Below are 11,599 nucleotides of genomic sequence, written 5' to 3' on the forward strand. Positions count from 1 at the left end.
CCCCGCCGAAAGTACCGTTTTGCCAAGAGCGAGCGCATGATCCGCCCGGTCCTGAAGCGCTGACCCTGGTGTCGCGACCGGGCCGCCCTCACCCGGTCTCGCTGCGCGAGCCCGACCTCTCCCGCAAGCGGGAGAGGCAATCGGACGACGCCGGGCAGATGTGTAGATGCTCTAGTCCCGCGAGGGGAGGGGGAGAGTAGAAGGGCCGGTCGCCCACTATTCCGCCGCCGGCTCGGCCACCCGATGCTGGCGCTGCCATAGCGAAGCATAGAGTCCGTCGCAGGCCAGCAGCGCCGTGTGGCTGCCGCGCTCGGCCACCCGGCCGCGGTCGAGCACCAGGATCTCGTCGGCATTGACCACGGTCGACAGCCGGTGGGCGATGATCAGGGTCGAGGTGCCGCGCGAGGCCTCGGCCAGCCGCTCCTGGATCGCCTGCTCGGTGGCGCTGTCGAGCGACGAGGTCGCCTCGTCGAAGATGAACAGGCGCGGCTGCTTCAGCACGGCGCGGGCGATGGCGACGCGTTGCTTCTCACCGCCCGACAGCTTCAGCCCGCGCTCGCCGACCAGCGTATCCCAGCCGTCCGGCAGCGCGGCGACGAAGCGGTCCAGCTGGGCGATCCGCGCCGCCGCCTCGATCTCCGCGTCGGTGGCGTCGGGCCGGCCGAAGGCGAGGTTGTCGCGCAGCGTCTCGTTCAGCAGCACCGTGTCCTGCGGCACCACGGCGATGGCGGCGCGCAGCGAGGCCTGGGTGACGTCGCGCAGGTCCTGGCCGTCGATCAGGATCCGGCCGTCGGACGGGTCGTAGAAGCGGAACAGCAGCCTGGCGATGGTCGACTTGCCGGCGCCGGAGGCGCCGACCACGGCGACCGTCCGCCCGGCGGGCAAGGTGAAGCCGACGTCGCGCAGGATCGGCCGGCGCGGGTCATAGGCGAAGGAGACGTGCTCGAAGACGAGATCGCCATGGCCGGGCGGCAGTGGCACCGCGCCCGGCGAATCCGTCACCTCCGGCGCCTCGTCGAGCAGCGCGAACATCTGCTCGACCGATCCCAGCGAGTTGCGGATCACGCGGTACAGGCGGCTCAACTGCTCCAGGGGCCGGGCCAGTCGGACGAAATAGGTGTTCAGCAGCACCAGGTCGCCGACCGACATGGTGCCGGCCTGCACCGCCTGGCCGCCCAGGATCAGCAAGATGGCGAGGCCGAGGCTCAGCACCGTCATCTGGGCGATGCCGTTCAGGCTGCGGAGAGCCAAGCCCCGCGCCGCCAGCCGCTCGACCTCCTCCAGTCGCTCGTCGTAGCGGCGGCCGATCGCGCCCTCGGCACCGAAATACTTCACCGTCTCGTAGTTGATCAGGCTGTCGATGGCGACGGCATGGGCGCTGCTGCTCTCCCGGTTCATGGTCCGGATCGTGCTGCGCAGGCTGTCGGCGCCCAGCGTCATCGCCCAGGCGAAGGCGGCCAGGGTGGCGGCGGTGACCAGGGCGTAGAAGGGCGGCAGATGCGCCAGCAGGATGGCGCAGGTCGCAGCGATCTCGATCAAGAGCGGCAGGATGCGGAAGGCGACGTCGTAGATCAGCTCGCGGATGCCGGAGAGGCCGCGGCCGAGATCCTCGCTGACCGCGCCGGTGCGGCGGCCCAGATGGAAGCGCAGCGACAGCCCGTGCAGATGGGTGAAGAAGGTGCGGCTCAGCCGCCGCACCAGCCGGTGCTCGATCGGGCCATAGGCGGCATATTGCAGCTCGCCCAGGATGCGCCCGACCCAGGAGGCGACGGCATAGGCGGTGATCACGCCCATCGCCCCGACCGCCCAGGTGTTCGCTTTGCCGGCATAGGCGTCGATCGCCAGCGAGAACAGCAGCGGCACCAGCGCCACGGCGAAGGAGGACAGGAACACCAGCGCCACGCAGGCCAGGATGCGCAGCCGCACGCCCCAGCTCTCGCCGCGCCACAGATAGGGCATGACCCGGCCCAGCGTGGCCAGGTCGCCGCGCGCGCTGTGGTCCCCTCGGGGCGGTGTCATCGACATAACCGGACTCGCATCGTCGCCGTCGCATCTTATTACACGGCTGCGGCCGGCATCCCGTCGTCATCGCGTCTTGCCTGGCGGACCGAATCATGTAACTTTTGAAGTTACATGAAGCACAGCGAGCGCCTTTCCGCCGCCCTCCATGTGCTGGTGCACATGGCCGAGCGGCCCGACGCGGCCCTGACCTCGGCCGAGATGGCGGCCTTCGTCGGCACCAACCCCGTGGTGATCCGGCGCGGCTTCGCCGGGCTGCGCCAGGCCGGCATCGTCACCTCGGTCAAGGGCCATGGCGGCGGCTGGCGCCTGGCGCGGCCGGCGGAGGCGGTCACCCTGGCCGAGATCCAGCACGCCCTCGGCGAGCGCGTGGTCTCGCTCACCGCGTTCGACGTCCCCCAGCCGACCTGCCTGATCCTGCGAGCGGTGACCGCCGCGCTGGACGAGGCGATGCAGGAGGCCGAACGCACGCTCGACCGGCGCCTCGCCACCCTGACCCTGGCCGACCTCGCGGCCGATGCCCGCCGGCTGAACGCCGGCCGCCCTTACGGAGATCCGCACCATGTCCCATGACGTCATCGTCGTCGGCGGCAGCTTCGCCGGCCTGTCCGCGGCGATGCAGCTGGCCCGCGCCCGCCGCCGGGTGCTGGTGATCGATGCCGGCCGGCCGCGCAACCGCTTCGCCGCCGCGTCGCACGGCTTCCTCGGCCAGGACGGCAAGCCGCCGCGAGAGATCCAGCAGGAAGCCCTGCGGCAGCTGCTGGCCTATCCGACGGTGGCATTCCTGGAAGGCGAGGCGGTGTCGGCCCGCCGCGCCGACAGCGGCTTCACGGTGGCCCTGGCCGACGGCGGCGAGGCGGCGGCGACCTGCCTGATCCTGGCCATCGGGGTGGCCGACGAGCTGCCTCCTGTCCCGGGGCTGCAGGAGCGCTGGGGCGCGACCGTGCTGCACTGCCCCTACTGCCACGGCTACGAGGTCGCCGGCCGGCCCCTCGGCGTCCTGGCCAATCACGCGCTCTCGACCCATCAGGCCGGGATGCTGCCGGATTGGGGGCCGACCACCTATTTCACCCAGGGCGAGTTCGAGCCCGATCCCGCGCAGGCGGCCTATCTGGCGGCCCGCGGCGTGTCGATCGAGCGCAGCCCGGTGGTGGAGCTGCTCGGCGCCGCGCCGGATCTCGAGGCGGTGCGGCTGGCGGACGGCCGGGTCGTGCCGGTCGCCGCCCTGTTCACCGCGGCGCGGATGCGCATGGCCAGCCCGCTGGCGGAGCAGCTCGGCTGCGCCTTCGACGACGGCCCGCTCGGCCCCCGCCTGCGCGTCGACGACTTCAAGCAGACGACAGTGCCGGGGGTCTTCGCCGCCGGCGACGCGGCGACCCCGATGCACAACGCCACCCTGGCCTCGGCCTCGGGCGTGATGGCCGGCGTCTGCGCCCACCGGTCGCTGATGGGGATGGCGGCTTAGGATATCGACAGCGCGGCCCGGCTGGGCGAGGCTGCCGCCCAGCCGGAGGAGACCAGGATGCCGTCGCCGATCGAGTTCTATTTCGACTTCGCCAGCCCCTATGGCTATCTCGGCGCCATGCGGATCGACGCGCTGGCCGCGCGGCACGGCCGCGAGGTGCGGTGGAAGCCGGTGCTGCTGGGCCCGATCATGAAGCAGATCGGCACCAGGCCGATCCGCGAGCTGCCGGTGCGCGGGCCCTATCTGGAGCAGGATGCGGCGCGCTTCGCCGCCTTCCTGGGCATCCCCTTCACCCTGCCGGCGCAATGGCCGATCGCGGCCCTGGCGCCGTCCCGCGCGGTGTGGTGGCTGGCCGATGCCCGGCCGGCCCTGGCCCACGACCTCGCCGTCGCGCTGTACGAGGCCCATTGGGGCCGCGGCGAGGACATCGCGGCGCCCGAGGCGGTGGTGCGCATCGCCGCCGGGCTCTGCCTCGATTCGGCCGAGACCGCGGCGGCGATCCAGCGGCCGGAGGTCAAGGACCGGCTGCGCGCCGAGACCGAGGCGGCGGCGGCGAAGGGCGTGTTCGGCTCGCCCTTCTTCCTGCTCGACGGCGAGGGCTTCTGGGGCGCCGACCGGCTGGACCAGCTGGCATGGCGCCTCCAGGGCAGCCCGCGCGCCGGTTAGCGCACCTTCTCCGGCTTGTAATATTCCGGCGCCCAGCCCTTGCCGGTCCAGCGGAACAGCCGGCTGCCGTCGACCAGCAGGTCACGCTTGCCGGCGCTGTAGCTCGGCGCCAGGCCCAGATCATGGGCCTTGCCGTCGGCGACGGGGGTCAGCGACTGCGAGCCCTCGGCCAGGATCTCCCAGGGGCAGCCATTCGCGTCGCAGTGCTTGGCGTCGTTCCAGAACACGATCACGTCCGGGGTCAGCTGGCCGGGCTTCTCGTCCAGCTCCATCTCGGCCACCTGGAACGGCGCGTCGCGCCAGTTGATCACCGCCGGCGCCACCATCGGCGCGTAGCGCGCCTCGAGCATCGGGATCAGCCGGTCGGGGATCGGGCTCAGCCAGCGCAGGGGCGGCGGCGGGCTGTCCGGTGTGGGGGCGCTCGGCGTCGCCGCGGCGGTGTCGGCCGGGGCGACGGGCGGGGCTGCCCCCGTGGCCGGCGCCGTGGACGGCGCGATCGGGGTCGGCGCGCCAGGTTTGGCTTCGACGGTCCGGCCGCCGCTGGCGAGATGGGCCACCGTCTCCACCGTCAGCCCGTCATCCGGCGCCGGCAGGTTGTTCTTCTGCTGGTAGTCACGCACCGCCGCCATGCTGCGCTGGCCCAGGATGCCGTCGACCTGGCCGAGGCGATAGCCCGCTCCGTTCAAGGCGCTCTGCACCGCGCCGATCTCGGCCCGGTCGAATTCGATCGTCGGGCTGTCATAGACATAGGACCCGGCGATGCGGGGGGCGCCGTCGCAGTTCTGCGGCAGGGCGTTCGCCGTGTCGATCGCGGCGCCGCGGCCGTCGAAGCGGATCGCCAGGGCGGCGCCGCTGTTGCTGGTCCAGGTGATGGTGTCGCCCACCGGCTTGGCCATACCGGACATCAGGCAGATGCCGCCGCGGCTGGAGCGGTGCAGCAGGAAGGCGACGTTGCCGTCCTGCGTCGGCTGGACCAGCAGCCGGATCGGCGCGCCGCCGCCGGCGACATAGGTGCCGGCCTCGATGTTGGCGGCAAAAGCGGAGCCCGCCCAGCCGGCAGTCGCGGCCAGGCAGGCCAGGGCAATGGTGGAACGCATCCGGGTTCTCCGTGTCGTCTCGGTCGCGTGCGAAACGTCCGGGGCGCAGGTCCGGTTCCGATTCCCCGCGGGTGACGGCGGCGGCGCGATCGGCTAAACCGCCACACTCCCTAGGAAGATGACCGCCATGTCCGAGACCCGAATCATCAAGCCCCAGCCGATCAGCGGCTTCCCGGAATGGCTGCCGGAGGAGAAGCTGGTCGAGGATCGCGTCCTGCGCATCATCCGCGACGAGTTTGAGCGCTACGGCTTCACCCCGATCGAGACGGCGGCGGTGGAGCGGCGCGAGATCCTGACCGCCAAGGGCATCGTCGAGAAGGAGATCTACGCCCTGTCCCGCCTGGCGGCGGGGGAGGGGGAGGATCCCTCGACCGACATGGCGCTGCATTTCGACCTGACCGTGCCGACGGCGCGCTACGTGGCGCAGAACGCGGCCCGGCTGACCTTCCCGTTCCGGCGCTACCAGATCCAGAAGGTGTGGCGCGGCGAGCGGCCCCAGGCCGGCCGGTTCCGCGAGTTCTACCAGGCCGATATCGACGTCATCGGCAACGGCAGCCTGGGCCTCCTGAACGACGCCGAGATCCCCTGCGTCATCAACGCCATCTTCGCCCGCATCGGCATCGGCGAATTCGTCATCCGCATCAACAACCGCAAGCTGCTGCAGGGCTATCTGCTCGACCAGGGGCTGACGGCCGAGGGCGTTGGCGCGGCGCTGAAGGTGATCGATGCGATCGAGAAGGTCAGCCGCGAGCGCACCGTGGCCGACCTGTCGGCCCATGCCGGCATCGACGCGGCAACGGCGGGGCGGATCGTAGACCTCGTCACCCGGCCGGTGACCATCGCCGATCTGCGCGCGATCGAGGGCGGAGAGCTGTACCGCGAGGGGCTGGACGAGCTGGGCCAGGTGGCCGACGGCCTCGCCGCCTTCCAGGTGCCGGCGCATCGCTGGCGCATCGACCTCGCCATCGTCCGCGGCCTCGACTACTACACCGGCACGGTCTACGAGACCCAGCTGGTGGCGAATCCGGAGGTCGGCAGCATCTGCTCCGGCGGCCGCTACGAGGATCTGGCCAGCAACTACACCAAGGCGAAGCTGCCCGGCGTCGGCATCTCGATCGGCGTCACCCGCCTCTTGTCCCGCCTGTTCGACGCCGGCCTGCTGAAGCCCGGCGCCGCCACCCCGGCCGCGGTGCTGGTGACGGTGATGGACCGGGCGCAGCTGCCCTATTATCTCGGCCTGGCCACGGCACTACGCGCCGCCGGCATCGCCACCGAGCTGTTCACCGAGGGCAAGAAGGTCGGCGATCAGCTGAAATACGCCGACAAGAAGGGCTTCCGCCTGGCCGTGATCGCCGGCGAGACCGAGATCGCCGCCGGTACCGCCGTCTTGAAGAACCTCTCGTCGGGCGAGCAGTCCACCCACCCGCAGGCCGGCCTGGCCGACGCGGTGCGGCAGGCGCTGGCGGGGTAGGGGGTTGATGGAGGTCAGGTCTCCACCTCTGCTCCTTGGCCTCTCTTTATGGAGGCCATCCTCAATTGAGTCCCCCCTCCCCTTGCGGGAGGGGGGTAGGGGGAGGGGGCTGTCGAGGCCAGGCTCCGGACGTTCCCCTGCCGGGATCGGACCACTCTCGCCACCTCCTCAAGACATCAGCTCTTTCGGCGCAAACCCCCTCCCCCTACCCCCCTCCCGCGAGGGGAGGGGGGACTCGTGGGGCGTGCAGCCGGAGGCCTGACCCATGGAACTGCCGGCCGCCCTGCGCGTCGCGGTCGACCGGGCGCTGGAGGGCGTCGCCCTGGCCGAGCTGTCCGCCGCGGCATCGCGGCTGTCGCAGCGCTACCGGGCCGAGCTGCGCGACGGCCGCTTCCATGTCGGCGACGACCGCGCGGTCCAGGCCTATCTCGCCACCAGGCTGCCGGCCACCTATGCGGCGATCAGCAGTTGCCTCGAGGCGGTGACCGCGCGCCGGCCGGATTTTTCCCCCGCCAGCCTGCTTGACGCCGGCGCCGGGCCGGGCACCGCGCTGTGGGCCGCGGCGGAGACCTGGCCGGAGCTCGCCGCCGCCACCCTGCTCGAGGGCAGCGCCGCCTTCCGCGACTGGGGCGTTCGGCTGGCCGGGGACGGAGCGCTGCCGCCGGCGGACTGGCGCGCCGCCGACCTGGCCCGGCCGCTGCCCGAGCTGCCGGCGCATGATCTCGTCATCCTGTCCTATGTGCTGGACGAGCTGGCGCCCGACCGCCGCGGCGCCCTGGTCGAAGGGCTGTGGGCGGCCACCGCCGACCTGCTGCTGATCGTCGAGCCCGGCACCACGTCCGGGTACCGCCGCATCCTCGACGCGCGGGACCGGCTGATCGCGGCCGGCGGCCATGTCGTGGCGCCATGCCCGCATGACCGCGCCTGCCCGCTGGCCGAGCCCGACTGGTGCCACTTCGCCCGGCGCGTCGCCCGGTCCCGCCTGCACCGCCAGGCCAAGGGCGGCGAGGTGCCGTGGGAGGACGAGAAATTCGCCTATGTCGCGGTCTCGCGCCGCCCAGGTCTTCCGATCGCCGGCCGCGTCATCGCCCCGCCCCGCGGCGCCGGCTCGCGCATCGATCTGCGGCTGTGCGCGCCGGACGGGCTGGACGAGCGCACCGTGACCAAGCGCGACGGGGCGCTGTTGAAGACGGCGCGGCGGCTGCGCTGGGGCGATGCGCTGGGGAACGAGCCTGGGTGACTACCGGCTATCCTCCACGCGCAGCAGCTCGACCGTCGGCGGCGAGGCCAGGATCTCGCTGAAGGCATGCATCCAGCGGCCCGTTTCCTCGTCGTCGCCGACCCCGCGCTCGCGGAACCGGTCGAACTGGTCCAGGCTGGTCAGCTCCACCTCGAACTGCAGCGCCGCCCCGCCCTGGCCGCGGGTCAGCGGCACCAGCAGCCGCGCCTTGAGCCGGTTGGCCCGGGCGGCCTCGACCTCGCGGTGGATGAAGTCGATCGCGCTCTGGCGGTTGACGGGCTGAACGTCGTACGAGAAGCGGGCGATATACATGCCGGTCCCTCCTGGGTCGCTGGGGCGGTCCTATGGGGACAACACCCCGGCTCCCGCTTTCGGCTCACATGATAGTCTTCACTCGGCTCAATCTGCCTCCACTGCCGAGGAATGGCTGCGCAGCTCCTCGATGAACACGCGGCTGTTCTCGGTGTAGTCGACCGGCACGCTGACCAGGTGCACGCCGCCCTGGGCATAGGCCTTCTCCAAGGTCGGCGCGAAATCCTCGGCCGATTCCACCTTCCAGCCGGTGGCGCCGTAGGCCTGGGCGTAGGTCACGAAATCCGGGTTGCCGAAGGTCAGGCCCCAATCGGCGAAGCCCTGCGCCTCCTGCTTCCAGCGGATCATGCCATAGGCGTTGTCGACCAGGATCACCACGACCAGGTTCAGCTTCAGCCGGATCGCCGTCTCCAGCTCCTGCGAGTTCATCATGAAGCCGCCGTCGCCGCACACCGCCATCACCCGGCGGTCCGGGTACAGCATCGCCGCCACCATGGCCGAGGGCAGGCCGGCGCCCATGGTCGCCAGCGCGTTGTCCAAGAGGATGGTGTTGGCGATATGGGTGCGGTAGCTGCGGGCGAACCAGATCTTGTACATGCCGTTGTCGAGGGCGACGACGCCGTCCTCCGGCATCACCGCGCGCACGTCGTGGACGATGCGCTGCGGCAGCAGCGGGAACCGGTCGCTGGTGCCGTCCGCCGCCACCTTCTCCAGGATCCTGCGGCGCAGCTCGGCGAAGGCCTCGGCCGCGGTCGGGTGCGGCCCGCCGAAAACCTCGGCGATGCGGGCCAGCGAGGCGCCGATGTCGCCCACCACCTCATGGTCCGGGAAATACACCTCGGCGATATCGGCCGGCTGGTAGCCGACATGGATCACGGTCTGCCCCGCCTGCTCCATGATGAAGGGCGGCTTCTCGACCACGTCGTGGCCGATCGCCAGGATCAGGTCGGCCTTGGTCACCGCATCATGCAGATAGTCGCCCTCGGACAGGGCGGCGGTGCCGATATAGAGGCCGGAATTGCCGTCGACCGCGCCCTTGCCCATCTGGGTGTTGAAGAACGGGATGTTCATCCGGCGCACGAAGTCGGACAGCGCCGGCACCAGGTGGCGGCGGTTGCCGGCGGCGCCGATCATCACCAGCGGGCGCTCGGCCGCGCGCAGCATCTCGGCCGCGGTGGCGACGGCCTCGTCATTGCCCACCGGCAGCTCCAGCGGATGCAGCGGCACCGGCCCCAGCCCCTCGGGGGCCGGAAAGGCGGCGATGTCCTCCGGCAGCTCCAGATGCACCGGGCCCGGCCGCTCCTCCTGGGCGATGCGGAAGGCGTTGCGCACCAGCGTCGGGATCGCGCCGGTGCTGACGATCTGGCGCGACGACTTGGTCAGCGGCCGCATGGTGGCGACGATGTCGACGATCTGGAACTGCGCCTGGCGGCTCTTCAGGATCGGCTTCTGCCCGGTGATCATCACCATCGGCATGGCGCCCAAGAGGGCATAGGCCGCGCCGGTGGTCAGGTTGAGCGCGCCGGGGCCGAGCGTGGTCAGGCAGACGCCGGCCTTGCCGGTCAGCCTTCCATAGGTCGCGGCCATGAAGGCGGCCGACTGCTCGTGCCGGGTGACGATCAGCTCGATGCCGGAGCGGCGGAGCGATTCGACGATGTCGAGATTCTCCTCGCCGGGCACGCCGAAGACGCGGTCCACGCCCTCATTGACCAGGGCCTCGACGAGAAGGTCGGAGCCGGTCCGTTGCGCAGCCATGGTGGTCCTCTCTTGCTGGGCGGTGCGGTGTGCCCTGCAAAGATAGGCCGTAAGCCGCGCCGATGACATGACCGCGCTGCAGGGCAGACGGACACCTCGCGCACGGGCGGCATGGCCGTGACGGTGGCCACGGCCGTCCCGCAATGCGATGCTGTCCGCGCCAAGCGCCGCATTGACCGCGCCCCGCCGAAGGGTTCTTCTCCCGCCATGCAAGACGGATTGCCGCCGGACTGGGACTGCCGACCGATCGCCGACAGGCATCGCGCCGGGCTGCAGGAGCTCGGCCTCTGGCTGGTCGAGGCGACGCGGCAGCCGGTGCCGGTGAAGTCCCTGTTCCCCGGCTTCTGCGAGCGTGTGGCGCAGACCATCGTCCCGGCCTGGCGGATCCATCTCGGGCTCGAGGTGCTGCATCCCGAGATCAGCGGCACCGCGCTGGTCTGGAGCGACGAGACCGTCGAGTTCGGGGAGCGCTCGCGGCACGGCATCCTGCAGAGCCCGAGCTATCTCAACAGCCCGACCAAGGTCGTCGACGACACCGAGCGGGCGTATCGCCGGCGGCTCGACGGCGATGTCAGCGACATGCCGCTGCTGCAGGAGCTGCAAGAGCTCGGCTCCACCGACTACTTCATCACGCCGCTGCCCTTCCTCGACACCAGCCGCACCCGGTTCCTGTCCTTCGTCACCCGGCAGCCGGGCGGGTTCGACGACGACGGGCTGAAGGCGCTGGACACCGCCGCCCGGCTGTTCAGCCCCTATGCCGAGCGCCAGGTGTGGAAGCGCATCGCGCTCGACCTGCTCGACACCTATGTCGGCGCCCGGACCAGCCAGCGCATCATCGAGGGCCAGATCGAGCGCGGCGAGGTCGACTGGATCGAGGCGGCGATCTGGCTGGCCGACATGCGCGCCTTCACCCGGCACAGCGAGGTCAACGCCATCGGCGACGTGGTGGCGATGCTGAACGGCTGGTTCGGCGACATGGGCGTGGCGATCGAGGCCGAGGGCGGCGAGATCCTGAAGTTCATCGGCGATGCGGTGCTGGCGATCTTCCCGGTGACGCCGGAGACCGACCGCGGCACCGCCTGCGCCGCCGCCCTCGCCGCGGCCGAGGCCTTCTGCGCCCGGGTCGACGCCACCAATGCCGAGCGCGGCCTCGTCGGGCCGGACGCGGTCGATTTCGGCATCGGCCTGCATCTCGGCGAGATCGCCTACGGCAATGTCGGCGCGGCGCGGCGGCTGGACTTCACCGTGATCGGCCCGGCGGTGAACCGCGCCAGCCGGCTGGAGGAGCTGACCAAGACGCTGCGCCGCCGGGTGCTGGTGTCGGAGCCGTTCCGCGACGCCTGCGGCCGCCCGCTGGTCGATCTCGGCCGCCATGTCCTGCGCGACGTCGAAGGCACCCACCGGATCTTCGGGATCGGGTAGGCTGAGGCAGCCTCCCGTGTCGTCATCATCGACTTCGAATCGTTGAAGTGAGTTTTTTTTAAGTCCCCCCTCCCCTTGCGGGAGGGGGGCAGGGGGAGGGGGGTGGGGGGGGGGGGGGGGGGCGGGGGGGGGGGGGGGCCGGGGGGCGGCGG

Annotated in this window: 10 protein-coding genes; 6 read left to right on the forward strand and 4 right to left on the reverse strand. The window is 71.3% G+C overall.

Going from position 1 to position 11,599, the window contains the following annotated elements:
- Positions 1–216: 216 nt before the first annotated feature.
- Positions 217–2,019, reverse strand: a complete 1,803-nt coding sequence (locus tag AAHM41_RS35450; RefSeq protein ID WP_342241345.1) for an ABCB family ABC transporter ATP-binding protein/permease — start codon at positions 2,017–2,019, stop codon at positions 217–219.
- 114 nt (positions 2,020–2,133) lie between these two features.
- Between AAHM41_RS35450 and AAHM41_RS35455 the strand changes: the two genes are divergently transcribed.
- From AAHM41_RS35455 to AAHM41_RS35465, 3 genes are read left to right on the forward strand one after another with little or no spacing between them, the layout of a single operon-like run.
- Entirely contained in the window at positions 2,134–2,592 is a 459-nt protein-coding gene (locus AAHM41_RS35455; RefSeq protein ID WP_342241346.1) for an Rrf2 family transcriptional regulator, read from the forward strand.
- Positions 2,582–3,484, forward strand: coding sequence for an NAD(P)/FAD-dependent oxidoreductase (locus AAHM41_RS35460; RefSeq protein ID WP_342241347.1), 903 nt, complete (start codon positions 2,582–2,584; stop codon positions 3,482–3,484). The genes AAHM41_RS35455 and AAHM41_RS35460 overlap by 11 nt, the downstream gene beginning before the upstream one ends.
- A 57-nt stretch (positions 3,485–3,541) precedes the next feature.
- Complete coding sequence (locus tag AAHM41_RS35465; protein WP_342241348.1) at positions 3,542–4,150, forward strand: 2-hydroxychromene-2-carboxylate isomerase; 609 nt, start codon at positions 3,542–3,544, stop codon at positions 4,148–4,150.
- Here AAHM41_RS35465 and AAHM41_RS35470 read toward each other — a convergent pair.
- Positions 4,147–5,247, reverse strand: a complete 1,101-nt coding sequence (locus AAHM41_RS35470; protein WP_342241349.1) for a peptidoglycan-binding domain-containing protein — start codon at positions 5,245–5,247, stop codon at positions 4,147–4,149. The two genes, AAHM41_RS35465 and AAHM41_RS35470, sit on opposite strands and share 4 nt — an antisense overlap.
- A gap of 127 nt (positions 5,248–5,374) precedes the next feature.
- On the opposite strand from AAHM41_RS35470, the gene hisS reads away from it, so the two are divergent.
- Both hisS and AAHM41_RS35480 read left to right on the forward strand, forming a co-directional pair.
- Positions 5,375–6,718 (forward strand): histidine--tRNA ligase, encoded by a 1,344-nt coding sequence (gene hisS / locus AAHM41_RS35475; protein WP_342241350.1) that lies wholly within the window; start codon positions 5,375–5,377, stop codon positions 6,716–6,718.
- 265 nt (positions 6,719–6,983) lie between these two features.
- Positions 6,984–7,958 (forward strand): small ribosomal subunit Rsm22 family protein, encoded by a 975-nt coding sequence (locus AAHM41_RS35480; protein WP_342241351.1) that lies wholly within the window; start codon positions 6,984–6,986, stop codon positions 7,956–7,958.
- Here the strand turns inward: AAHM41_RS35480 and AAHM41_RS35485 are convergent, their stop codons facing one another.
- The gene (locus AAHM41_RS35485; RefSeq protein WP_342241352.1) at positions 7,959–8,270 is read right to left on the reverse strand and encodes a hypothetical protein; all 312 of its coding nucleotides are present in this window, start codon (positions 8,268–8,270) and stop codon (positions 7,959–7,961) included.
- Between the two features lie 87 nt (positions 8,271–8,357).
- On the reverse strand, positions 8,358–10,025 hold the full coding sequence (locus tag AAHM41_RS35490) for an acetolactate synthase large subunit (protein ID WP_342241353.1): 1,668 nt from the start codon (positions 10,023–10,025) through the stop codon (positions 8,358–8,360).
- A 207-nt stretch (positions 10,026–10,232) separates the two neighbouring features.
- On the opposite strand from AAHM41_RS35490, the gene AAHM41_RS35495 reads away from it, so the two are divergent.
- Positions 10,233–11,447: an adenylate/guanylate cyclase domain-containing protein gene (locus tag AAHM41_RS35495; protein ID WP_342241354.1), complete on the forward strand. Its 1,215-nt coding sequence runs from the start codon at positions 10,233–10,235 to the stop codon at positions 11,445–11,447.
- The last annotated feature ends 152 nt before the right edge of the window (positions 11,448–11,599 follow it).

The sequence above is a fragment of the Inquilinus sp. OTU3971 genome (assembly GCF_038440215.1).

Bases quoted from the DNA above. Each gene is read 5' to 3' on its own strand.
- AAHM41_RS35450 (WP_342241345.1), bottom strand. From the start codon at position 2,019: ATGACACCGCCCCGAGGGGACCACAGCGCGCGCGGCGACCTGGCCACG.
- AAHM41_RS35455 (WP_342241346.1), top strand. From the start codon at position 2,134: ATGAAGCACAGCGAGCGCCTTTCCGCCGCCCTCCATGTGCTGGTGCAC.
- AAHM41_RS35460 (WP_342241347.1), top strand. From the start codon at position 2,582: ATGTCCCATGACGTCATCGTCGTCGGCGGCAGCTTCGCCGGCCTGTCC.
- AAHM41_RS35465 (WP_342241348.1), top strand. From the start codon at position 3,542: ATGCCGTCGCCGATCGAGTTCTATTTCGACTTCGCCAGCCCCTATGGC.
- AAHM41_RS35470 (WP_342241349.1), bottom strand. From the start codon at position 5,247: ATGCGTTCCACCATTGCCCTGGCCTGCCTGGCCGCGACTGCCGGCTGG.
- hisS (WP_342241350.1), top strand. From the start codon at position 5,375: ATGTCCGAGACCCGAATCATCAAGCCCCAGCCGATCAGCGGCTTCCCG.
- AAHM41_RS35480 (WP_342241351.1), top strand. From the start codon at position 6,984: ATGGAACTGCCGGCCGCCCTGCGCGTCGCGGTCGACCGGGCGCTGGAG.
- AAHM41_RS35485 (WP_342241352.1), bottom strand. From the start codon at position 8,270: ATGTATATCGCCCGCTTCTCGTACGACGTTCAGCCCGTCAACCGCCAG.
- AAHM41_RS35490 (WP_342241353.1), bottom strand. From the start codon at position 10,025: ATGGCTGCGCAACGGACCGGCTCCGACCTTCTCGTCGAGGCCCTGGTC.
- AAHM41_RS35495 (WP_342241354.1), top strand. From the start codon at position 10,233: ATGCAAGACGGATTGCCGCCGGACTGGGACTGCCGACCGATCGCCGAC.